21 protein-coding genes and 1 tRNA gene are annotated in these 20,773 nt (G+C 64.9%); 11 read left to right on the top strand and 11 right to left on the bottom strand.

Annotation, left to right across the window (positions count from 1 at the left end; all coding sequences use genetic code 11):
• Positions 1 to 87: 87 nt before the first annotated feature.
• Positions 88 to 930, bottom strand: coding sequence for an alpha/beta fold hydrolase (locus OSH05_RS11440; RefSeq protein ID WP_104220906.1), 843 nt, complete (start codon positions 928 to 930; stop codon positions 88 to 90).
• 513 nt (positions 931 to 1,443) lie between these two features.
• On the opposite strand from OSH05_RS11440, the gene OSH05_RS11445 reads away from it, so the two are divergent.
• Positions 1,444 to 1,519: transfer RNA gene (locus OSH05_RS11445), tRNA-Thr, on the top strand.
• A gap of 344 nt (positions 1,520 to 1,863) precedes the next feature.
• On the opposite strand, the gene OSH05_RS11450 is transcribed toward OSH05_RS11445, so the two are convergent.
• Entirely contained in the window at positions 1,864 to 2,931 is a 1,068-nt protein-coding gene (locus OSH05_RS11450) for a FecR family protein (protein ID WP_165801704.1), read from the bottom strand.
• A gap of 334 nt (positions 2,932 to 3,265) precedes the next feature.
• Here OSH05_RS11450 and OSH05_RS11455 point away from each other — a divergent pair, with 334 nt between their 5' ends.
• Entirely contained in the window at positions 3,266 to 3,550 is a 285-nt protein-coding gene (locus tag OSH05_RS11455) for a DUF805 domain-containing protein (RefSeq protein ID WP_266352237.1), read from the top strand.
• A 9-nt stretch (positions 3,551 to 3,559) separates the two neighbouring features.
• On the opposite strand, the gene xerD is transcribed toward OSH05_RS11455, so the two are convergent.
• Together xerD and OSH05_RS11465 are read right to left on the bottom strand one after the other, a co-directional pair.
• Positions 3,560 to 4,519 carry a site-specific tyrosine recombinase XerD gene (gene xerD, locus OSH05_RS11460; RefSeq protein WP_104220908.1) on the bottom strand — a complete coding sequence of 320 codons (960 nt, stop codon included), beginning with the start codon at positions 4,517 to 4,519 and terminating at the stop codon, positions 3,560 to 3,562.
• Positions 4,520 to 4,528: 9 nt separating this feature from the next.
• A complete protein-coding gene (locus OSH05_RS11465; RefSeq protein ID WP_165801705.1) occupies positions 4,529 to 4,675 on the bottom strand; it encodes a hypothetical protein in 147 nt (48 codons plus the stop codon).
• A gap of 188 nt (positions 4,676 to 4,863) precedes the next feature.
• On the opposite strand from OSH05_RS11465, the gene OSH05_RS11470 reads away from it, so the two are divergent.
• The 3 genes from OSH05_RS11470 to OSH05_RS11480 all read left to right on the top strand — a co-directional run bounded on the left by OSH05_RS11470 (position 4,864) and on the right by OSH05_RS11480 (position 7,387).
• Entirely contained in the window at positions 4,864 to 5,487 is a 624-nt protein-coding gene (locus tag OSH05_RS11470; protein ID WP_207778816.1) for a shikimate kinase, read from the top strand.
• Positions 5,484 to 6,614: a 3-dehydroquinate synthase gene (aroB, locus tag OSH05_RS11475; protein WP_104220909.1), complete on the top strand. Its 1,131-nt coding sequence runs from the start codon at positions 5,484 to 5,486 to the stop codon at positions 6,612 to 6,614. Before OSH05_RS11470 ends, aroB begins: the two co-directional genes overlap by 4 nt.
• A gap of 71 nt (positions 6,615 to 6,685) precedes the next feature.
• The gene (locus OSH05_RS11480) at positions 6,686 to 7,387 is read left to right on the top strand and encodes a Crp/Fnr family transcriptional regulator (protein WP_104220910.1); all 702 of its coding nucleotides are present in this window, start codon (positions 6,686 to 6,688) and stop codon (positions 7,385 to 7,387) included.
• A 3-nt stretch (positions 7,388 to 7,390) separates the two neighbouring features.
• Here the strand turns inward: OSH05_RS11480 and OSH05_RS11485 are convergent, their stop codons facing one another.
• Positions 7,391 to 7,654, bottom strand: coding sequence for a BolA family protein (locus OSH05_RS11485; RefSeq protein ID WP_104220911.1), 264 nt, complete (start codon positions 7,652 to 7,654; stop codon positions 7,391 to 7,393).
• Positions 7,655 to 7,725: 71 nt separating this feature from the next.
• On the opposite strand from OSH05_RS11485, the gene OSH05_RS11490 reads away from it, so the two are divergent.
• The 4 genes from OSH05_RS11490 (at position 7,726) to OSH05_RS11505 (ending at position 12,500) form a co-directional block, all read left to right on the top strand.
• Complete coding sequence (locus OSH05_RS11490; RefSeq protein ID WP_104220912.1) at positions 7,726 to 8,346, top strand: J domain-containing protein; 621 nt, start codon at positions 7,726 to 7,728, stop codon at positions 8,344 to 8,346.
• Between the two features lie 204 nt (positions 8,347 to 8,550).
• Positions 8,551 to 9,537, top strand: coding sequence for a cobaltochelatase subunit CobS (gene cobS, locus OSH05_RS11495; RefSeq protein ID WP_104220958.1), 987 nt, complete (start codon positions 8,551 to 8,553; stop codon positions 9,535 to 9,537).
• A 15-nt stretch (positions 9,538 to 9,552) separates the two neighbouring features.
• Positions 9,553 to 11,445, top strand: a complete 1,893-nt coding sequence (gene cobT, locus OSH05_RS11500; protein WP_104220913.1) for a cobaltochelatase subunit CobT — start codon at positions 9,553 to 9,555, stop codon at positions 11,443 to 11,445.
• Positions 11,442 to 12,500 carry an esterase-like activity of phytase family protein gene (locus OSH05_RS11505; protein WP_104220914.1) on the top strand — a complete coding sequence of 353 codons (1,059 nt, stop codon included), beginning with the start codon at positions 11,442 to 11,444 and terminating at the stop codon, positions 12,498 to 12,500. The genes cobT and OSH05_RS11505 overlap by 4 nt, the downstream gene beginning before the upstream one ends.
• Before the next feature lie 43 nt (positions 12,501 to 12,543).
• On the opposite strand, the gene ileS is transcribed toward OSH05_RS11505, so the two are convergent.
• The 4 genes from ileS to purE form a co-directional block, all read right to left on the bottom strand.
• Positions 12,544 to 15,708 carry an isoleucine--tRNA ligase gene (ileS, locus tag OSH05_RS11510; RefSeq protein ID WP_104220915.1) on the bottom strand — a complete coding sequence of 1,055 codons (3,165 nt, stop codon included), beginning with the start codon at positions 15,706 to 15,708 and terminating at the stop codon, positions 12,544 to 12,546.
• A gap of 119 nt (positions 15,709 to 15,827) precedes the next feature.
• Positions 15,828 to 16,235: an endonuclease domain-containing protein gene (locus OSH05_RS11515; protein ID WP_104220916.1), complete on the bottom strand. Its 408-nt coding sequence runs from the start codon at positions 16,233 to 16,235 to the stop codon at positions 15,828 to 15,830.
• Between the two features lie 92 nt (positions 16,236 to 16,327).
• A complete protein-coding gene (locus OSH05_RS11520; RefSeq protein ID WP_104220917.1) occupies positions 16,328 to 17,416 on the bottom strand; it encodes a 5-(carboxyamino)imidazole ribonucleotide synthase in 1,089 nt (362 codons plus the stop codon).
• Positions 17,409 to 17,873 (bottom strand): 5-(carboxyamino)imidazole ribonucleotide mutase, encoded by a 465-nt coding sequence (purE, locus tag OSH05_RS11525; RefSeq protein ID WP_104220918.1) that lies wholly within the window; start codon positions 17,871 to 17,873, stop codon positions 17,409 to 17,411. Before purE ends, OSH05_RS11520 begins: the two co-directional genes overlap by 8 nt.
• Positions 17,874 to 18,044: 171 nt before the next feature.
• Here purE and OSH05_RS11530 point away from each other — a divergent pair, with 171 nt between their 5' ends.
• On the top strand, positions 18,045 to 18,734 hold the full coding sequence (locus OSH05_RS11530) for a GGDEF domain-containing protein (protein WP_104220919.1): 690 nt from the start codon (positions 18,045 to 18,047) through the stop codon (positions 18,732 to 18,734).
• Here OSH05_RS11530 and OSH05_RS11535 read toward each other — a convergent pair.
• A complete protein-coding gene (locus OSH05_RS11535; RefSeq protein WP_104220959.1) occupies positions 18,724 to 18,930 on the bottom strand; it encodes a YdcH family protein in 207 nt (68 codons plus the stop codon). The genes OSH05_RS11530 and OSH05_RS11535 overlap by 11 nt on opposite strands.
• A 256-nt stretch (positions 18,931 to 19,186) precedes the next feature.
• Between OSH05_RS11535 and OSH05_RS11540 the strand changes: the two genes are divergently transcribed.
• On the top strand, positions 19,187 to 19,369 hold the full coding sequence (locus OSH05_RS11540; RefSeq protein WP_104220920.1) for a YdcH family protein: 183 nt from the start codon (positions 19,187 to 19,189) through the stop codon (positions 19,367 to 19,369).
• Positions 19,370 to 19,482: 113 nt separating this feature from the next.
• Here OSH05_RS11540 and OSH05_RS11545 read toward each other — a convergent pair whose 3' ends face one another.
• Positions 19,483 to 20,670 carry an OpgC family protein gene (locus OSH05_RS11545; protein ID WP_165801706.1) on the bottom strand — a complete coding sequence of 396 codons (1,188 nt, stop codon included), beginning with the start codon at positions 20,668 to 20,670 and terminating at the stop codon, positions 19,483 to 19,485.
• Positions 20,671 to 20,773 lie beyond the last annotated feature (103 nt).

The following is a 20,773-nucleotide window of genomic DNA, read 5'->3' on the forward strand; positions in this document are numbered from 1 at the left end:
ATGCTCAGCCAGACTACAGCGGCGGGACGCAGGAACGACAAAGGAGGGCGGGAATTCCCCGCCCTCCTTCATGGCAAGCTTCCGCGCTCAGGCCTTTACAAAGGCGAGCAGGTCCGGGTTGATGATCTCGGCATGGGTGGTGAGCATGCCATGCGGGAAGCCCGGATAGATCTTCAGGGTCGCGTTCTTCAGCAACTTGGCCTGGAGCAGCGCGGCATCCTGGTAGGGCACCACCTGGTCGTCATCGCCCTGCAGCACCAGCGTCGGCACGGTGATCGCCTTCAGATCCTCCGTCTGGTCGGTCTCGGAGAAGGCCTTGATGCCTTCATACTGCGCCAGTGCGCCGCCCATCATGCCCTGGCGGTACCAGTTGTCGATGACGCCCTGGGAAATCTTGGCGTCCGGGCGGTTGAAGCCGTAGAACGGCCCCGTCGGGAAATCGACGAACAACTGCGCGCGGTTGGCGGCGAGACCGGCGCGGATGCCGTCGAAGACTTCCCTGGGCAGGCCACCGGGATTGGCTTCCGTCTTCAGCATCAGCGGCGGGACCGAACTGACCAGCACGGCCTTGGCGACGCGGCCCTGCGGCTGGCCGAACTTCGCGACATAACGGGCCACCTCGCCGCCGCCGGTCGAATGACCGATATGGACGGCGTTCTGCAGGTCGAGATGCTCGGCGACGGCGGAGGCGTCGGCGGCATACTGGTCCATCGTGTTGTTGGTGTCGGACTGGGACGAGCGGCCATGGCCACGGCGGTCATGCGCCACGACGCGGTAGCCATTGGCCAGGAAGAACAGCATCTGGGTGTCCCAGTCGTCGCTGCTCAGCGGCCAGCCATGGTGGAACACGATCGGTTGGGCCGACTTCGAGCCCCAGTCCTTGTAGTAGATCTCGGTGCCGTCGCTCGTCTTGATGAATCCGCTGCTCATTTTGGAAACTCCTTTGGAGGTGGGGTGGGATGCTGGGATCGGGTTGGAGGCGTGCGCCGTCTTCAAGGTGCCAGCGGAGAGAAGCGTTGCCGCCGTCAGGCTGGCCGTGCCGGCCAGAACGCCACGCCGGGTCAGGGAAGGAGCTATGGCCGGCATGAAAGGCTCCTCACGCTGGAGCCGGTTTGCCGAACGCCGCAAAGGGGTGCGGCGGGTTCTTCGACTTCGATGGTGCTCATCCGGGTCTCCTTGGCGGGTTGACCATCAAAGGCTAGCCGGGAGGCCCAGACTCTTGAATCCTACGCTCGGTTGGATGCGTCATACGAAGGTATGGCTTGGCGGATCGGGAAAGGCCGGCACGGAGACCGCTTCGCAGACGCCAATATCGTCAGCGCCGAGCCGATCCGAACCGCGGATCCGAAAAGCGCGTGAGATTGCGCGGCCGCGCACTTGAATCGCCGGCCGATTATGGCTATCAACGCGCCGACTTCGCCGCTTGCCGGCGGAGGCACGGTCGCCGCTTTAGCTCAGCTGGTAGAGCACATCATTCGTAATGATGGGGTCACAGGTTCGAATCCTGTAAGCGGCACCATTCTCCCCAACGCCATTGCCGGGTACCGGTGCCGCCATGACATGGCTTTAGTCGCGCGTTTGTGCGCCGGCCATGCCCTTGCGACGATCGGCAGGCTCGTTCCGCTGTTTTTCCCGGTGGCGGACAGGCGATCCCTTGAAAGCGATCTCCCTCTGTTCCTCCCGCCGGTCTGAACCTCCCGCTACGAGAGCAAGCTGATCTGCGTGTCCCGAGACACTGGAGCTTCAAATAACAAAAAAGGCGCCCTGAGCTTGGGCGCCTTCTTGCTTCGATCCGATCGTCACGGTCGCTGCCAACGGGCTGGCCGGTTGGCAACAGGACATCCGACCTTGGTAGGTCGTCCGTTAGCCTCCGTTGCCGCCACCCTGAACCGGACCGCTGAACCCCTCGTGGCGGAGGCCCCCGCCACCTTCTCCACCGTTTCCGGGCGGGCCGTCATGAGGTCCGTCACTGCGCGGACCCCAGTGATGGCCGCCATTATTGTTGTCGCCATGAGGCCCTTCGCCATGGGAATGGCCGTTGTGATCACCACCACCGCAATTCGGTGGCGGTGGCGGCGGTGCCGGCGGCTCAGGCGGTGACGGCGGCTCGGGCGGAGATGGTGGCGGCGGCGCCGGTGGCTCGGGCGGGGGTGGAGCCGGCGGTGTTGGCGGCGGGGGAGGGGTCTCTTGCGTGCGGGTCGGAACGAACGCGTTCGATCCGCCGCCATTGCCCTCCGGGACGTAGGCCTTCTGGACCGAGCAATTTGATACATCGATCCGGAAGGCACGTTGCAGGCCGGCCTGCTGCGCTAGATAGGGGAAGTTGGTATTGAGAGCCGACTCCCGCTCGCGCAGGGTCGACACGCGCCGCGCCGGACCGCCCGGCGGTACCACGGCGATGCCGCAGCCACCTCGCATCTCGACGCAGCTACCGCCGTTGTTGCACAGCGTGGCGCTGCCCTCATAGAGAACCAGCGTCGTCTTGCCATTCTTTTCGACGTTGAAATCAAACCGGGTTCCGCGAACGCCGATCGTGGCGACCGGCGTCTTGAGCGCATAAGCCGATTTCGGGCTCGATCCGGTGATGAAGCGGAAGGTGCCGCGCACCGCGTTGATCGAGACGCTCTGGGCCGTGTTCTGGTTCGTGAAGACGAAGCTGTCGACCACAAGCTGCGAATTGGGTCCGACCACCAGCTTGGTCTGGTCGCGGAATTTGAGCTGTGCCTCGCCGATTTCGCCAGTCCTAATGACGTCGCCCATATAGACCGAAGACTGGGGGGAGAGCACCCGTTTGCCAGGAGGGCCACCATTGGCGTCCGCCTGTTGGATGACGGCCACCACCGTCCCGCTCGGGGCTTCCGTTGCCGCGATCGCCGCACTGCTCGCGGCGAGCCAGAGCGCCAAAGGCAATGCGTGCCGGACAGCAATCATGGCAGAACCCCCATAAAACCAATCAATATAAAGATTGCTACATTGTATGCAATTGGAAAGCCCATAGTTTGGGCAGCCGTTGCACGCTGTGCCTGCACCAAACGAGTTTCGCATCAGCGGGTCGCTGGGGCAAGAGTTTCTTCTGGGTCGCGTTGCGGCCGTATGTCCAGCCTATGCTTCCTTAACGTTGAAGCAACGCCGCGCGATTATTCTGATATCGGCTTCAACGCTGCAATGGGGTGTGCTGATGACTATGAGCGAGGCGGTAAAGTCGGTTCTGTCGCAATATGCGACCTTCACGGGCCGGGCAACGCGCAGCGAATTCTAGTGGTGGGTGCTGTTCAGCATCCTCGCCCATATCGCGGCTTCCATTGTGGATGGATTCCTGGTGGCTCCGATCCTGGGTACCCAGATGTTCCAGGGGCCGGAAATTCTGACCGGGCTCGTGAGCCTCGGGCTGCTTCTGCCGTCCATCGCCGTCACCGTGCGACGCCTGCACGATGTCGGGCGCTCGGGCTGGTGGATATTCCTCGGATTGCTCCCGCTGATCGGCGCGCTGGTGCTGCTCTACTGGTATGTGCAGCCGAGCCAGACCGGCCCGAACCGCTACGCGGCCTGAGCCACGCGATCAGGCCTTCGCCATCGGGTGATGCTCGGCGACGAGGGCCTTCAACCGCTCTTCCAGGACGTGGGTGTAGATCTGCGTCGTCGAGATGTCGGCATGGCCGAGCAATTGCTGGACGACGCGTAAGTCCGCGCCGTTCTGCAGCAGATGGCTCGCAAAGGCGTGGCGCAGCACATGTGGCGAAACCCGCGCCGGGGTGATGCCCGCCTCGGCCGCGAGTTCCTTCAGATCGCGGGCGAAGGCCTGGCGCGTTAGCGTGCCGGCCTCGCCGAAGGACGGGAACAGCCACGGACTGGCGCCGCCCTTCTTCTCATCCTCCCGCCGCAGCGCGACATAGCGGGAGATCGCGTCGCGAGCGCGCTCGGTGAGGGGGACGACGCGCTCCTTGTTACCCTTGCCCTTGACCATCAGCATGCGCAGTTCCGGCCGCGCCGCCGAAGCCGGCAGTGCGACGAGCTCGGAGACGCGCAGCCCCGAGGCATAGAGTGTTTCCAGCAGGGCGTTGAGCCGGGCCGCGCGCAGCGCTGCGGCGGGCGACGGCATGGAAGTGATCCGCGCCTCCGCCGTCGCCAGCAGCTTGTCGACTTCCGCCTCGGATAGAATTTTCGGCAGCGGCTGCCGGCGCTTCGGTCCCGAGACGATGCCGGAGGGATCGTCGGCGCGCACGCCTTCCGCGAACAGGAAGCGGTGGAACTGGCGTACGGCCGAGAGGCGGCGCGCCGCGGAGCTTGCCGCTAAGCCGCGCGTCTCCAGATCGGCCATGTAGCCGCGCACATCGGCGATGCCGGCGCGCTCGAATTCCGAGACCCTGTCGGCCAGAAATCCCGCATATTCCTCAATATCGCGACGATAGGCGGCGAGCGTGTTGGGGGAAGCACCGCGTTCGGCGCTCATCATCTCCAGAAAGGCCTCGAGATGGTGCAGGCCGGCAAGGCGTCGGCCCGGCGCTTGGGGCTTGGCCATCCTGTCTCCCTAATCCTGCTGCAGGCGATCGGTCGGGATGCGCACCGTGATCTCGCGCTGCGACGGCGTGACGAAATGGGCGAGGCCGTAGACCACGGCATAGCCGAGGAGGGCGATCGCGATCAGCGCGAGGAGGAAGCGCGAGAGTGTCGGCATGTCGCGGCGGTCGGCTCTTCGTCGTCCAGCGGCTCTGGGTCATCGTGCGGTTGACGACTTATGGCCGCCTCGGGTTACGCTTGGCAAGGCCGGGCTGGAAAGGTCACGGCTTCGGCGGCGAAGCGACACGGTGCTATTGACAGGGCCGCGGGCCTCCGTTTCTACCTCCATTCCGGCGAGGCGTGCGAATGGCGGAAGAGATGGGTGAAGAGGCGGCCTTGGAGGGCGGCGGCGAAGACGAGCGTTCGGCTCTCGTCGAGCGGCTGGAAGGTCGTGCCATCGTGCTCGTCGGGCTGATGGGAGCCGGCAAGACGTCTGTCGGCAAACGTATCGCCACGCGGCTGCATCTTCCTTTCGTCGACGCCGACGCCGAGATCGAGAAGGCCGCCAACGCGACCATTCCCGAAATCTTCGCGAAGCATGGCGAGGCCTATTTTCGCGATGGCGAGCGGCGCGTCATCCGCCGCCTGCTCGACGGCAGGCCCAAGGTCCTGGCAACCGGCGGCGGCGCCTTTATGAGCGGCGAAACTCGCGCGGCGATCGCCGCGGGCGCCGTGTCGCTGTGGCTCAGGGCCGATCTCGACGTGCTGATGGCCCGGGTGCGCAAGCGCTCCAACCGGCCGCTGCTCCTGAACGACGATCCGGAGGGTACGATGCGCCGCCTGATGGACGAGCGCTATCCGATCTATGCCGAGGCCGATATTCACATCCTGTCGCGCGACGTGGCACATGAGGTCGTCGCCGAGGAAGCGCTCGCCGCGCTTGCGGGCTTCCTCGGTGTGCCTTCGGGCGGAGAAGCGAGGACGACATGAACGACAAGACGGAAGCGGCCGATACCATCCAGGTTCGCGTCGAGCTCGGTGCGCGCGCCTATGACATCCTGATCGGACGTGGCCTGATTGCGGAGGCCGGCCGTGAGATCGCGGCGCGGCTGCCGGGCGTCCGGGCTGCCATCGTCACCGACCGCAATCTCGCCGGCGCCCATCTGCCGGCGCTCCAGTCCTCGCTTGCTACGGCTGGCATCGAGGCTGTCCCCGTTATTGTCGAGCCCGGCGAATCGTCGAAGAGCTTCCCGGTCCTGGAAATGGTCGTGCGCGCCGTGCTGGCGGCGCGGCTGGAGCGGGGCGACATCATCGTGGCGCTGGGCGGCGGGGTGATCGGCGATCTTTCGGGTTTTGCCGCGTCGGTCGTTCGCCGCGGCATGCGCTTCGTTCAGATCCCGACCTCGTTGCTGGCGCAGGTGGACAGTTCCGTCGGCGGCAAGACGGGAATCAATACGCCAGAGGGCAAGAATCTCGTGGGCGCCTTCCATCAGCCGGAACTCGTGCTGGCCGATACCGCCGCGCTCGACACGCTGTCGCCGCGCGAGTTCCGCGCCGGTTATGCCGAAGTCGCGAAATACGGCTTGATCGATGATCCGGGCTTCTTCGCCTGGCTGGAAGCGAACTGGCGCGGTATCTTCGCCGGCGGACCGGAGCGCGAGCATGCGGTGGCGACGAGCTGCCGCGCCAAGGCCAAGGTTGTCGCCGCCGACGAGCACGAGACCGGCGAACGGGCGCTGCTCAATCTCGGCCACACCTTCGGCCATGCGCTCGAGGCGGCCACGCATTATTCGCAGCGGCTCGTCCATGGCGAGGGAGTCTCGATCGGCATGGTCCTGGCGCATCGCTTCTCGGCGCGGATGAACCTCTGCTCGCCCGATGACGGCCGCCGCGTCGCCGCGCATCTCGCCCTGGTCGGCCTGCCGACGGAGCTCGCCGATATTCCGGGCGAACTCCCTGACGCCGACGGGCTGATGGCGCTGATCGCGCAGGACAAAAAGGTCTCGCGCGGCACGCTGACTTTCATCCTGACGCGCGGAATCGGCGAGGCCTTCATCGCCAAGGATGTCCCGCCAGCCGAAGTTCGGGCATTCTTGGCGGAGACGCTGGCAGCGTAGCTTCGCCCGCAGCTTGTAAAGGACCTTGCGTCCTCTAGAGTGGCCGCGCCGCTTGGAACGGGGGAACGATCGTGCTCGACATATTGAGCCTATTCTTCGGCAACCGGATCGATCTTCCCGGCCATATCGGCTTCCTGCTGTTGGCCGTCTCGCTGTTCCTCACCAACATCTTCTGGCTGCGCGTTTTCCTGATCCTTGGTTTCGCGTTCGAGATCGTCTATTTCTCGCTGGCGGAGACGCCGCTCTATACCGGCATCGCCTATAATTTCCTGTTCATCCTGATCAATCTCTACCGCCTTCACGCGCTGGACAAGGCGCGGCGCATGGTGAACGCGGCGAGCGGCGGCGATCTCCTGCGCAAGGGCATTTCGGATCTCGACGATGAGCATCTGGCGCGATTGGTCGAGTTCGGCGAGGCCTTCGACCTCGAACCGGGCGCGGTGCTGACGATTCAGGGCGAGCCGGTCGAGGCCTTCTATCTGCTTACTGAAGGACAGGCGGTGGTCGATGTCTCCGGCAAGCGCGTCGGCCAGCTTCGGGCCGGCGAGTTCGTCGGCGAGATTTCGTTTCTCGCCAATGCCCCGGCGACGGCGACGGTACGGGCCGCGACCGAGCTTTCCGTGATCGCGCTCGACAGCGCCAAGCTGAAGGCCGCCGGCCGCGAGGATCCGGCGATCGCCGCCGCGATCTACCATGTCATCGGCAATGCGCTGGCGCGGAAGCTGATCGCGACCAATCGCCGGCATGCCATGGAGACCGGGCGGCCGGGTTGAGGTTCAGGCCGGCGCCTTTGCCTCGATGGCGAGCGCATGGACGCCGGCAGCGAGTTCATCCGCCAGCAGAGCGTTGATCGCGCGGTGCATGTCGATGCGGCTCTTGCCGCGGAAGGCGTTTGTGGTGATGCGGACGCGGTAATGTGTCTCGCCGCCGGGCCTAGCACCCGCATGGCCCTTGTGGAGATGCGATTCGTCGATCACATCTAGGCTCTCTGGCGCCAGGGCGTCGCCGAGCCGCTTGGCGATCCGCTCTTTGGTATTCATCCGCACACCCTCTTTCACTCCAACTGGATCACCGCCTTGTTCGGGCGGTGGCTGGCTAGCATAATCCTTCGATGAAGCTCGATTCAAAACTCTTCGACCGGATCCGGATCAAGCGGGCCGACAGCACGCTGGTGGAGGAAGCTCCCCATCGCTGCGGCTGGGCGGGCTGTGACCGCCCGGGCACGCATCGCGCGCCGATGGGCCGTGGCCGCGAGGGCAAGTTTCACCATTTCTGCATCGACCACGTTCGGCTCTACAACAAGTCGTACAATTATTTCTCCGGCATGGGCGACGAGCAGATCGCCGCCTACCAGAAGGATTCGCTGACCGGCCATCGCCCGACCTGGACGATGGGCGTCAACAGCGCTGGCGAGCAGAAGGAGCGTGTGCGAAGCCATGCGACGCGCGACTGGAGTGGCGGAATCCGCGATCCTTTCGATATGTTCCAGGGCGCCGGCACGGTGCATGAGCCGGAGGCGGCGCCGAAACGGCATCTGAAGGCGCTGGAGCGCAAATCCTTCGACACGCTCGAACTGGAAGGCTCGGAGAGCCAGAGCGATATCAAGGCGCGCTACAAGGCGCTGGTGAAGCTCTATCATCCAGACGCCAATGGCGGCGACCGGTCCTTCGAAGACAAGCTCCGGGAGATCATCCAGGCGTATAACTTCCTCAAGGCGGCCGGCTTCTGCTAGGACGCTCGCGCCGGACCGGGTGGATGGATAGCCGGCACGCGTCAAGAAAACGCGGCTGAACGAAGAGAACGGGCATCTTTAGCGATTCAACGAAGCGCCGAAATGCTCTAGAACGTCGGTTTGGACGCCATTCCCATTCGCGGATTGGACCTTCCCCTCCAGGAACCGACCGCAAGCGTTCCCATGGAACGCGACGGAGCCAATATGACTGAAACGACGATCGATCGTGCCTCTCTCCCCGATACCGAGATCTCGGTGCGGGATGTGTTCGGCATCGATTCCGACCTCAAGGTCCCCGCCTTTTCCGCGGCCAACGAGCATGTCCCGGAATCGGATCCCGACTATCTCTTCGACCGGACCACGACGCTCGCCATTCTTGCCGGCTTCGCGCGCAACCGCCGCGTCATGGTCACCGGCTATCACGGCACGGGCAAGTCGACCCATATCGAGCAGGTCGCCGCGCGCCTCAACTGGCCGTGCATCCGCGTCAATCTCGACAGCCATATCAGCCGCATCGACCTGATCGGCAAGGACGCGATCGTCATCAAGGATGGGCTGCAGGTCACCGAGTTCCGTGACGGCATTCTGCCCTGGGCCTACCAGCATAATGTCGCGCTCGTGTTCGATGAATATGACGCCGGCCGTCCGGACGTGATGTTCGTCATCCAGCGCGTCCTGGAATCCTCGGGCCGCCTGACGCTGCTTGACCAGAATCGCGTCATCCGCCCGCATCCGGCCTTCCGCCTGTTCTCCACCGCTAATACGGTCGGCCTCGGCGACACGTCCGGCCTTTATCACGGCACGCAGCAGATCAATCAGGCGCAGATGGATCGCTGGTCCATCGTCACGACGCTGAACTATCTGCCGCATGACAATGAGGTCGGCATCGTCGTCTCCAAGGCGAAGCACTTCGCCGATCCGAAGGGCAAGGCGCTGGTCGGCCGCATGGTCCGCCTCGCCGACATGACGCGCTCGGCCTTCATCAATGGCGATCTTTCGACCGTCATGAGCCCGCGCACGGTCATCACCTGGGCCGAGAATGCCGAGATCTTCGGCGACATCGCCTTCGCGTTCCGCGTCACCTTCCTGAACAAGTGCGACGAGCTGGAGCGGCCGCTGGTCGCTGAGTTCTACCAGCGCGCCTTCGGCGAGGAACTGGCGGAATCGGCGGCGAACGTTGTCCTGTCGTAACGACGGCGTACCATCATGGCCGGCAGCAATTCCGACACCAGGGCGAGGCCGGGCGAACCGGCCGCCGAGCCGTTCAAGCGGGCGGTGGTCGGCTGCGTGCGCGCCATCGCCGGCAAGAGCGATCTCGAGGTCACTTTCTCGAACGACCGTCCCGTTCTGACCGGCCTGCGCGCCCGCCTGCCGGAGCCCGGCCGCAAGCCGACGGCGAACGAGATCGCTGTGACGCGCGGGCTCGGCGATTCCATGGCGCTGCGGCTTGCCTGCCATGATCCGGCGCTGCACCGCACGGTCGCGCCCGAGGGCAAGAACGCGCGGGCGATCTTCGATGCCGTCGAGCAGGCGAGGATCGAGGCGATAGGCGCGCGGCGCATGGACGGCGTCGCCAGCAATCTCGCTGCCGCGCTGGAGGACCGCTACCATCGTGGCAATTTCCACGAGATCACTGAGCGGGCCGAGGCGCCGCTCGAGGATGCCGTGGCGCTCATGGTCCGAGAGAAGCTGACCGGGCTGAAGCCGCCCCAATCGAGCCAGCGCATCGTCGATCTCTGGCGCGACTGGGTCGAGGACAAGGCCGGCAAGGACTTCGATCGTCTCGCCGATACGCTGGGCGACCAGAAGCGCTTCGCCTCCGCCGTCCGCTCGCTGCTCGCCTCGCTCGACATGGGCGACGAGTTGGGGGAAGGCGAGGACGAACCGAACGACGAGGACGGCGAGGCGAGCGATGATTCCGGCTCCGAGCAGGAGAACGGCTCCGAGCAGCCCGACCAGTCCGACAGCGAATCGCAGGAAGAATCCGAGGCGACCGGCGACGATACCGATGCCGGCGATACCGAGACCACGGAAGCCGGCGCGGAGGACGAATCCGAGGGCGAGGACGCGGAGGATGCGCGCGATGCCGGCGAGGCACGTCGGCCCGACAGCCCGTTCACCCCGCATGTCCCGACGACCGACTACAAGGCGTTCACGACCCGTTTCGACGAGACGATCAAGGCCGAGGACCTCTGTGATTCGGCCGAGCTCGACCGTCTGCGCGGTTTTCTCGACAAGCAGCTCTCCAATCTGCAGGGCGCGGTCGGGCGGCTGGCCAACCGGCTGCAGCGCCGCCTGATGGCGCAGCAGAGCCGGTCGTGGGATTTCGATCGCGAGGAGGGCATGCTCGATCCGGCGCGCCTGCACCGCGTCGTCACCGACCCGATGCAGCCGCTCTCGTTCAAGATCGAGAAAGACACGGATTTCCGCGATACCGTCGTGACGCTGCTGCTCGACAATTCGGGCTCGATGCGTGGCCGGCCGATCACGGTCGCGGCCACCTGCGCCGACATTTTGGCGCGGACGCTGGAGCGCTGCGGAGTCAAGGTCGAGATCCTCGGCTTCACGACGCGTGCCTGGAAGGGCGGGCAGTCGCGCGAGGCCTGGCTGCAGGCCGGCAAGCCGGCGGCGCCCGGGCGGCTCAACGACCTCCGCCACATCATCTACAAGGCGGCGGACGCGCCCTGGCGGCGGGCTCGGCGCAATCTCGGGCTGATGATGCGCGAAGGCCTGCTCAAGGAGAACATCGACGGCGAGGCGCTCGACTGGGCGCATAAGCGACTGCTCGTGCGCTCGGAGCAGCGCAAGATCCTGATGATGATCTCCGACGGCGCGCCGGTCGATGATTCGACGCTCTCCGTGAACACCGGCAATTATCTGGAGCGGCATCTGCGCTTCATCATCGACGAGATCGAAAACCGTTCGCCGGTCGAGCTGATCGCGATCGGCATCGGCCATGACGTGACGCGCTATTACAAGCGCGCGGTCACGATCGTCGATGCCGAGGAACTGGCTGGCGCCATGACCGAGAAGCTGGCCGAACTGTTCGATGAGAAGGCAAAGGCACCGGCCCCCCGGCGGCGGATGGCCGGCCGATGACGGCGGCGGTATTCGCCGTTTTCCGGGTCTTCCTGTTCGCCGCGGCTGTTTCACTTCATCTCCTGCCCTCGGTGGCGGGATCGGCGGAGGCCGCCGGCTTCGCGCCGATCGAGATCCGTACGACGGCGATAGAGAATTTCCTGATCGGCCGGTCGCAGACCCGCTTTGGCGAGTTCGAGTTCCGCGGCGGGATCGTGGTGACGTCGAGCGAACCCAATTTCGGCGGCCTGTCCGGCCTCGATTTCGCGCCGGACGGCAAGCGCTTCACCGCGATATCCGATATCGGCTATTGGTTTCGTGGCGAGGTCGAACGCTCGAATGGCTGGCTGACGGGAATTTCGGGCGGCGAATGGGCGACGATCCTGAACGCGGCCGGAAAGCCGGTCGGTGCCAAGCGCAATGCCGACGCTGAGGGGCTGCGCTTCGGTACGCTCGGCGGGCGCGACGTCGCCTATGTCTCGTTCGAGCAGACCAATGATCTGAAGGCCTACCGGCTCGAACCGGATCTCGCCCTCTCCCGTCCGCAGCAAATTGCCCTGCCGAAAAGCGCCAAGGGCATCAAGCGCAATCGCGGCTTCGAGGCGCTGGCGATCGCGCCGGCAAACTCGGCGCTCGCCGGCTCGCCGATCCTCATCGCCGAGCGGACGCTCGACAAGGCCGGCAATCACCGCGCCTTCGTCGTCAACGGGCCGCTCGCCGGGACTTTTTCCGTGGTGCGCAGTGATGATTTCGACGTTACCGACGCCGATTTCCTGCCGAATGGCGATCTGCTGATCCTCGAGCGGATGGTGGACCTGCCCTTCGGCGTCAAGATGCGCCTACGCCGCCTGGACGCCTCGCGCATCCGCCCCGGCGCGCTGGTCGACGGTCCCGTCGTGATGGAGGCCAATATGGGCAACCAGATCGACAATATGGAAGGCCTCGCGGTCACGACCGACCCCGATGGCCGCCCCCGGATCACCCTGGTCTCCGACGACAATCTCTCCTTCATCCAGCGCACCCTGATGCTGGAATTCGTCTGGCTGGGTCCAACAAGGAGCGCGGCGAACGAGTAGTCTTTTCCTCAGCCCTCCCTCAAGGGGAGGGCTGAAGCGGAGACTACACCGCCACCCTGACGCCGATCGCGATCGGCTGGTCGTCCAGCGTCGTTTCCGTGACGAAGCCTTCCGGCGTGTCGCCGGTCGGGCGCAGGCTTTCGGCCAAGGTCTCGGCCTTCACCGTATCGGCGTGGGTGAGGATCGCGGCCTCGGCGCCGTTGGCCGTCTTCAGCTCGATATGGATGCGGTCGGAGATGCGGAAACCCGCTTCCTTGCGCGCCATCTGGACGAGGCGGATGAAATCGCGGGCCGTTCCTTCGCGCTCCAGATCCGCGTCGACATGGGTGTCGAGCACGACGACGCCGGCCGACCCGTCGAAGGGCGCCGCGTCGACGCCGTCATTGGCCTGGAACTTCAGGAAATACTCGCCGGAAGCGAGGCTGACGCCGCCGACCTCGACGCTGTCTCCGACGAGCTTCCAGTCGCCGGCCTTGGCGGCGGCGATGACGGCCTTCAGCTGCGCGCCAAGGCGCTTGCCGACGACGGGAAGGTTCGGCGTCAGCACCGGACGGCCGAAGGCGAGCGGCTCGTTCGAGAATTCGACCGTGCGGACATTCGCCTCGTCCTTGATGATCGGCTCCAGCCATTTCGAGAAGGAGATCACGTCGAGATCGCGATGCGCGACGGTGAGCTTCTTCAGCGGCAGGCGGTTCCGAAGGCCCTTGATCGTGCGGATCGAGGCGGCGGCCGAACAGATCTCGCGTGCGACATCCATGCGTTCGACGAGGACCGGATCATAGGCGAGCGCAGCCGCATCCGGCCAGTCCGCGAGATGCACGCTCTCGCCTCCGGTCAGAGCACGGTGGATATGCTCGGTCAGGTAGGGCAGGAACGGCGCCAGCGCGCGGGTCATCGTCACGAGCACGGTGTAGAGCGTGTCGTAAGCGGCCTGCTTGTCGGCGTCCTTCTCGGCCTTCCAGAAGCGCTCGCGCGAGCGGCGGATGAACCAGTTGTTCAGCGCTTCGATGAAGGGCGGGAAAGCGTCGGTGGCGCCGGCGAGGTCGAGCTTCTCCATCGATGCCTCGATGCCGCGGATCAGATCCGCGGTCTTGGCGAGGATATAGCGGTCGAGCTCATTGTCGGCGGTCGTGACCATCCGGCCCTTCGCGCCGTCGATATTGGCGTAGAGGGTAAAGAAGGAATAGGCGTTCCAGATCGGCAGCATGACCTGGCGCACCGTCTCGGCGATGGCGCGGCCGTCCTTCGGCATGGCGAGATCGCCGCCGGAAAGCAGCGGCGAGGAGACGAGATACCAGCGCAGCGCATCGGCGCCATAGGTATCGAACACCTCGATCGGGTCGGGATAGTTCTTCAGCCGCTTGGAGAGTTTCTGCTTGTTCTCGTCGAGCACGACGCCGTGGCAGACGACCGAGCGGAATGGCGCCTTGTCGAACAGGGCCGTCGACATGACCATCAGCGTGTAGAACCAGCCGCGCGTCTGCGCGACATATTCGACGATGAAATCGCCGGGGAAATGGTCCTCGAACCAGTCCTTGTTCTCGAACGGGTAATGCACCTGCGCGAACGGCATCGAGCCGCTCTCGAACCAGCAATCCAGAACGTCCTCGACGCGGCGCATGACGGATTTGCCGGTCGGATCGTCCGGGTTCGGGCGGGTCAGATCGTCGATATAGGGGCGGTGCAGATCATGCGGGCGCACGCCGAAATCGCGCTCGATCTCGTCGAGCGAGCCATAGACGTCCATGCGCGGATAATCGGGATCATCCGATTTCCACACCGGGATCGGCGAGCCCCAGAAGCGGTTGCGGCCGATGTTCCAGTCGCGCGCATTCTCCAGCCATTTGCCGAAGAGGCCGTCGCGGATGTGCTCAGGGACCCAGGTGATGTCCCGGTTGAGCTCGACCATCCGATCCTTGAACGCGGTGACGCTCACATACCAGGAGCGCAGCGCCTTGTAGATCAGCGGCTGGTCGGTGCGCCAGCAATGGGGATAATTATGGTCATAGGTTTCGTGGCGCAGCACGACATTGTGCTGCTGCTTCAGATCGCGGATGACTTCCTTGTTGGCCTCGAAGACGTTCGTGCCGGCATAGTCGGGCGCCTCGGCCGTGAAATTGCCGGCGAAATCGACCGGGTCGACGACCGGGATGCCGTTCGCCTGTGCCAGCGCCATGTCGTCCTCGCCGAAGGCAGGCGCGATATGGACGACGCCGGTGCCGTCGGTCATCTCGATGAACGAGCCGGCATGGACGCGGAAGGCGCCTTCCTGACGGCGGCTCTCGAAGAAGGGGAAGAGCGGCTGGTAGGTGCGGCCGACAAGTTCCGCTCCCCGCACCTGCCCGACTTCGGACCAGCCTTCGAGTTCCTTGGCATAATTGCCGACGAGCGGCGCGCCGACGATGACGCGCTCGCCGCCCTTTTCCAGCACGGCGTAATCGGCGTCGGCGGCCACGGCGAGCGCCATGTTGGAGGGCAGCGTCCAGGGCGTCGTTGTCCAGGCGGCGAGCCGCGTCGGCTTGTCGCCTGCCGCGAGCGGGTCGAGCAGGAAGCCGACCGTCAGCGCCGGGTCCTGGCGCATGCGGTAGGAATTGTCGAGGCGGGTCTCGAAGTTCGAGAGCGGCGTCTGCGCGGCCCATGAATAGGGCACGACCCGGTATCCCTCATAGATGAGGCCCTTGTCGTGAAGCTGCTTGAACGCCCACATGACGCTCTCCATGAAAGAGAGGTCCATGGTCTTGTAATCATTCTTGAAATCGACCCAGCGCGCGGCGCGGGTGACGTAATATTCCCAGTCCGAGGTGAATTGCTGCACCGAGGTGCGGCAATGCTCGTTGAAGCGCGCGACGCCATATTTCAGGATTTCAAGCCGTCCCGAGACGCCAAGCTCCTTCTCGGACTGCATCTCGGCCGGGAGGCCATGGCAATCCCAGCCGAAGCGGCGGTCGACCACCTTGCCGCGCATGGTCTGGTAGCGCGGCACCAGATCCTTGACGAAGCCGGTGACGAGATGGCCGTAATGCGGCAGGCCATTGGCGAAGGGCGGGCCGTCATAGAAGACGAATTCCGAGGCGCCCTGTTCGCGGCGCTGCCGGATCGACGCCTCGAAGGTACCGTTTTCCTTCCACCAAGCGCCGATCGCTTCCTCGATCTTCGGAAACGACGGCGAGGGCTCGGCGGCGGGATAGACGGTCTTCGGATCGGTCATGACGAGATGTCTTCGGTTTGGGCGGAAATCGGCGTTTCAGATAGCGCCTTTGACGGTGAGGCGCCACCCCTGGGCGGGGAGGGCGTCATATGGAAAGCGGGAGCGGGCAGGGGAAGGGCTCAGGACGTCGCTACAGGCGTGCCTTCTTCCCCCTCTCCCGCTTGCGGGAGAGGGTCGGGGTGAGGGGCTTGCTTCAAGGCTGCGAGGATCGCGCTGAGAACGCCGTCGAGATTTCCGATGACGTCATTGTTCCAGAAGCGGATCACGCGATAGCCAAGGATATTCAGCGAGGCCGTTCGGCGAGCATCGTGCTCTGCGCGATGGTCAGCATGCTGGCTGCCGTCAAGTTCCACGATCAGCATCGCTTCCTTGCAGACGAAGTCCGCGACAAAGGAATCGATCGGCACCTGGCGTCGGAATTTCCAGCCATCGAGACGTCGGTCACGAAGATATCCCCACAGCCGCCGCTCAACGTCGGTCTGGTCGCGGCGGAGACGGCGGGCGATCTTGGTTTCCGGGCTCGTCAAGGAAGCAAGGCCCTCACCCCAACCCTCTCCCGCTTGCGGGAGAGGGGGTCTGGCCGGTGAACCATGGCCGGCACAGCTTCATGGCTGCGTTCTCACCGCTTCGCGAAGATCCTGTTCACATGGCCCATCTTGCGGCCTGAGCGCGTCTCGCTCTTGCCGTAGAGATGCAGCCTCGCACCGGGTTTGGCGGCGAGTGGTGTCCAGTCGTCGGCCTCGAAGCCGATCAGATTGGTCATTACCGCGTCGCTGTGGCGCTCCGTCGAGCCGAGCGGCCAGCCGGCGATGGCGCGGATGTGGTTCTCGAATTGCGAGACGAGGCAGCCATCCTGCGTCCAATGGCCTGAGTTATGGACGCGGGGCGCGATCTCGTTGACCAGCAGCGTCTCGGTGCCGCCCTCCTCGGTCACGAACATCTCGACCGCCAGCAGCCCGACATAGCCGAGCGCCTCGGCGATGCGAATCGCGATGGCTCGGGCCTCGGCGGCGGTGTCCGGCGCGATCGAAGCGGGGACGGTTGAGGTGGCGAGGATGTGGTTGCGGTGGACATTCTCGGCGATGTCGTAAACGGCGGTCGCCCCGCGCTTCGACCGGACCACCAGCGCCGAGATCTCGCGCGTGAACGAGACGAAGCCTTCCAGCACGGCCGGCTTGCCGCCGATCGCCGCGAAGGCGGCCGCCGCGTCGTCGCCCTCGCGGATCATGATCTGGCCCTTGCCGTCATAGCCGAGGCGGCGGGTCTTCAGGATCGAAGGGCGCCCGAGGCGGGAGAGCGCGGTTTCAAGGTCGCTGACGCGATCGACAGTGGCGAAGGGGGCGACGGCGATGCCCAGTTCCTGCATCAGCCGCTTCTCGGACAGTCGATCCTGCGACACGGCGAGGGCGCGCTGGCCCGGCAGGACGGTTGCCTGCTCCTCGAGGAAGGCGGCCGTTTCGGACGGAACGTTCTCGAATTCATAGGTGATGACGTCGACCGATCCGGCGAAGGCGGCAAGCGCCCGCTGGTTCTCGTACGAGGCGACGGTGCGGGCCGCGACGACGTCGAAGGCCGGGCTTTCGCCCTCGGGGCAATAGATATGACAGCGAAAGCCCAGTTCGGCGGCGGCCAGCGCGAGCATGCGGCCGAGCTGGCCGCCGCCGAGAATACCGATGGTCGAGCCGGGCTTCAGGACAGAATCAGACATCGTCGGTCGGGCGCTCCGCTACGCGGGAAGACTGGGCCTCGCGCCAGGCGTCGAGCCGTTCGGCGAGCGCTGGATCCTCCAGCGCCAGGATAGCGGCGGCGAGCAAGGCGGCGTTGATCGCGCCCGCCTTGCCGATGGCGAGCGTTCCCACGGGAATGCCGGCCGGCATCTGCACGATGGAGAGCAGGCTGTCCTCACCATGCAAGGCCTTCGATTCGACCGGCACGCCCAGCACGGGCAGCGGCGTCATCGAGGCGCACATGCCGGGCAGATGCGCAGCGCCGCCGGCACCGGCGACGATGACCTTGTAGCCGGTCGCCTTCGCCGTGGTGGCGAAATCGACGAGGCGCTGCGGGGTGCGGTGGGCGGAAATGATCCGGTCGTCATGGGCAACGCCCAGCGCATCGAGGGTCTCGGCCGCGAAACGCATGGTCTGCCAGTCGGACTGGCTGCCCATGATGATGGCGACGGGCGGCGGGGGAACTGCCAAGCTCGTTTTCTCCGAAACTCCGATGCAAGGGATGGTGAATTATAGGATCGCAGGGCCTTGCCGCAAGCGCGTCGGCTATCTCCGCTCCGGTGACGGAGCGTTAACCATTGCTGAACCGGATTCCGGCATCCTGCGACTATGCCGACCGCCAAGCCCAACCCGTTCGACAATCTCGACAATCCGGCCATGCCGTCTTTGCGTATGCGCGGGCGGCCGAGGCGGGAGGACGATGAGGAAACCGCTCGCGAATCCGGCGAGCCGAATGCGCTGCTGGCGCGGCTGGCCCAGGAAGTGGCGGCGCTTCGCTCCGCCCTCGACGCGAGCCGACACAAGATAGCGCGACTGGAGGCAGAAGCGTCGGAAGATCCCGTGTCGGGGCTCCTGAACCAGCGCGCCCTGCTGCGCGAGATCGAGAAGGCCATCGAATTCCGTGCCCGCTATCGCGCCGATCTGGCGTTTGCGCTGCTATCGGCCGATGGCATGAGCGGCGTTGCCGAGCGGCACGGCCAGCCGGTCGTCCGCCGGGTCCTTCGCACCATGGGGGAGCGGCTGCGCGGGGCGATCCGCTCCTGCGATGTGGCCGCGCGAATCGAGCCGTATCAATTCGCCGTCGTGCTGTGGAACGCCTCGCCGGACGATTGCGCGCGACGGCTCGATCTCATTCGCGCGGGGCTGGGCGGCATGGACCGATTGCTCGAAGGCCGTGTGGCGGCGGTGCGCATTCGCGCGGTGGCGACAGCAATCGAGGCGGGTGACAACGCGGTCGGCGTGCTCGCCCGGGCGGAGGGGATGCTGGCCGATATGCCGTGCCGCGCGGTCAGGCGCTGATATCCGGCAGAAGCTGATCCTCCAGCACGGCGATCCGATCCTTCAGCGCCAGCTTCTTCTTCTTCAAGCGCTGGATGCGGAGCGGGTCGATACGACCGGTCTCCGACATGACCGCGATCGCGGCGTCGAGGTCGCTATGTTCCTGGCGCAGACGGGCGAGTTCGAAACGCAGTTCCTGTTCGTCTTCTTCGTTCATGCGCCCCAATCCATCCCCCTTCTCCGGGGCCGCCCAATCGCCCGACGAGAATACATGTTCGTCGTCCGCCATGCGAGAGGCGTTTCGTCTCCGGCCCCTCTTGAGACATCGTCCGCGCAGCTCCATCTCCCCTATGGAGCCAGTGAGCCGGCAATGTCATTTTTGGTTCACGGAAGGCTCCGCTCGTTCGACAGGCAGGCGGCTTTATGTCACCATGAAGTCGCCGTCATCGGTTAGCGAAGAAAGGCCAATTTGGATGTCCATTGAATCGCATCTCCAAGCGTTGGAGCGCCGTCACGAGGCACTCTCCAAGGAAATCGACGATGTGTTGAAGACCCATCCGAGCGTGGATGCCATCGAGCTCGCCGCCCTGAAGCGCCGAAAGCTGCAGGTCAAGGACCAGATCAACCGGCTGAAGACCGACGCGACCATGCACTAGGTCAGAACGACTGCCATAATCTCGAAACGCCGCGCTTCGTCGCGGCGTTTCTTTTTGCAGCGCAGCGATCGCGCGCTGCCGTTCGACGGCTTTTTCCGTCGCCGGAAGCAGCTCTATTCGGCGGGCGACATGGCGCCTCGGCTGGACGACGGGTTCGTGGCCAGTCGTGTCTTGGCGCCCGGCTTGCTCCAGTCGAGGAAGAAGGCGAGCCCAAGCAGCAGCGTCATGCCGATCCCGATCAGCGCGGTGTCGACCAGGATGCCGGCGGCGTCGAAGGTAGGATCGTTCGGCAGGCCGAAAACATTCTCGCGCAGGATGTGGCCGCTCACCGCGAGCACAATCGACAGCCAGAAGACGGGAAGCGTGTTGCGACCAAGGCGCACCACCCAGTTGTCGGCGTCGAGCCAGCGCGTCAGGAATTTCGGAATCGGGCTGAACACGATGACATAGACCAGCGCCAGCAGATGCAGGAGGCGGAAGAGGCCGACCCAGCTCTTGTCGAAACCGCTGACCCAGACCCACGCCGGCAGGGGCGGGAACTTGTCCCAATGGGCGCCCATCACGAGCACCGCGCTGACGGCAAGATAGGCGAGGGCGAGAAGATAGAGCCAGCTGGACCCGGTGACCCGGTCGCCCCGGCGCAGTTTGACGCCCATGACGAAGCCGATGGTGAAGATCAGCTGCCACGTGATCGGATTGAAGTACCAGCCGCCCGGTGCCGGATAGTTTGGGACCGTCAGGCGGAAGATGTTGGCCAGCAGCCAGAGCGCCAGGCTGGCAGCCAGCGCCAGCGACAGGCGGATGCGGGCGAGCGCCATGATGGCCGGCAGCATCAGCAGCAGGCCGATATACATGGGCAGGATATTGAAATTGCCGGTCTGGTAGGTGAGCGCGCCGATGCCGGCCATCGCCTTCAGCGGCTCGTCCATCATCCAGTGCCGCTCGTCCGGCACCATCAGTTCCGGGTTGTTGAGCCACACGGCCGCCGCGGCATAGAGCGCAAAGCCGATCGCGACCGAGGAGAGCTGCGCGACATAGAGCGTGCCGATGCGCTTCACGATGGTGCCGATCGAGGCCGGCGCCTGGCCTGAAAGAAATCGCGGGAAATAGGCAAGCGCGGCCGACATGCCGGCGAGCAGCACAAACACTTCGGCCGAATCGGACAGGCCGAAATTCCGGTGCGTGAAGTTTGAATAGAAATTGCCCGGAATGTGATTGACGAAGATCGATATCAGCGCCAAGCCCCGGAAAAAATCGATCCGGTAATCCCTGGCCATCGGGTTCGAAAATGGCTTCAGCAATGGCATCTTCCCAATATCGGGACCGTTGCGCCCCCGTGCCGGCTAAGCATCAATAAAGGCAATGATACGGCGCCGACGCAAGTCTCCAACGTTGGCCCAGCGC

It is taken from the genome of Kaistia algarum, assembly GCF_026343945.1.
Classification (GTDB): Bacteria; Pseudomonadota; Alphaproteobacteria; order Rhizobiales; family Kaistiaceae; genus Kaistia; species Kaistia algarum.

Excerpts from the sequence above, each read along its gene's own strand:
- OSH05_RS11440 (WP_104220906.1), bottom strand. The coding sequence starts at position 930 with ATGAGCAGCGGATTCATCAAGACGAGCGACGGCACCGAGATCTACTAC.
- OSH05_RS11450 (WP_165801704.1), bottom strand. The coding sequence starts at position 2,931 with ATGATTGCTGTCCGGCACGCATTGCCTTTGGCGCTCTGGCTCGCCGCG.
- xerD (WP_104220908.1), bottom strand. The coding sequence starts at position 4,519 with ATGGCCAAGCCCCAAGCGCCGGGCCGACGCCTTGCCGGCCTGCACCAT.
- OSH05_RS11465 (WP_165801705.1), bottom strand. The coding sequence starts at position 4,675 with ATGCCGACACTCTCGCGCTTCCTCCTCGCGCTGATCGCGATCGCCCTC.
- OSH05_RS11470 (WP_207778816.1), top strand. The coding sequence starts at position 4,864 with ATGGCGGAAGAGATGGGTGAAGAGGCGGCCTTGGAGGGCGGCGGCGAA.
- aroB (WP_104220909.1), top strand. The coding sequence starts at position 5,484 with ATGAACGACAAGACGGAAGCGGCCGATACCATCCAGGTTCGCGTCGAG.
- OSH05_RS11485 (WP_104220911.1), bottom strand. The coding sequence starts at position 7,654 with ATGAATACCAAAGAGCGGATCGCCAAGCGGCTCGGCGACGCCCTGGCG.
- OSH05_RS11490 (WP_104220912.1), top strand. The coding sequence starts at position 7,726 with ATGAAGCTCGATTCAAAACTCTTCGACCGGATCCGGATCAAGCGGGCC.
- cobS (WP_104220958.1), top strand. The coding sequence starts at position 8,551 with ATGACTGAAACGACGATCGATCGTGCCTCTCTCCCCGATACCGAGATC.
- cobT (WP_104220913.1), top strand. The coding sequence starts at position 9,553 with ATGGCCGGCAGCAATTCCGACACCAGGGCGAGGCCGGGCGAACCGGCC.
- OSH05_RS11505 (WP_104220914.1), top strand. The coding sequence starts at position 11,442 with ATGACGGCGGCGGTATTCGCCGTTTTCCGGGTCTTCCTGTTCGCCGCG.
- ileS (WP_104220915.1), bottom strand. The coding sequence starts at position 15,708 with ATGACCGATCCGAAGACCGTCTATCCCGCCGCCGAGCCCTCGCCGTCG.
- OSH05_RS11520 (WP_104220917.1), bottom strand. The coding sequence starts at position 17,416 with ATGTCTGATTCTGTCCTGAAGCCCGGCTCGACCATCGGTATTCTCGGC.
- purE (WP_104220918.1), bottom strand. The coding sequence starts at position 17,873 with ATGGGCAGCCAGTCCGACTGGCAGACCATGCGTTTCGCGGCCGAGACC.
- OSH05_RS11530 (WP_104220919.1), top strand. The coding sequence starts at position 18,045 with ATGCCGACCGCCAAGCCCAACCCGTTCGACAATCTCGACAATCCGGCC.
- OSH05_RS11535 (WP_104220959.1), bottom strand. The coding sequence starts at position 18,930 with ATGAACGAAGAAGACGAACAGGAACTGCGTTTCGAACTCGCCCGTCTG.
- OSH05_RS11540 (WP_104220920.1), top strand. The coding sequence starts at position 19,187 with ATGTCCATTGAATCGCATCTCCAAGCGTTGGAGCGCCGTCACGAGGCA.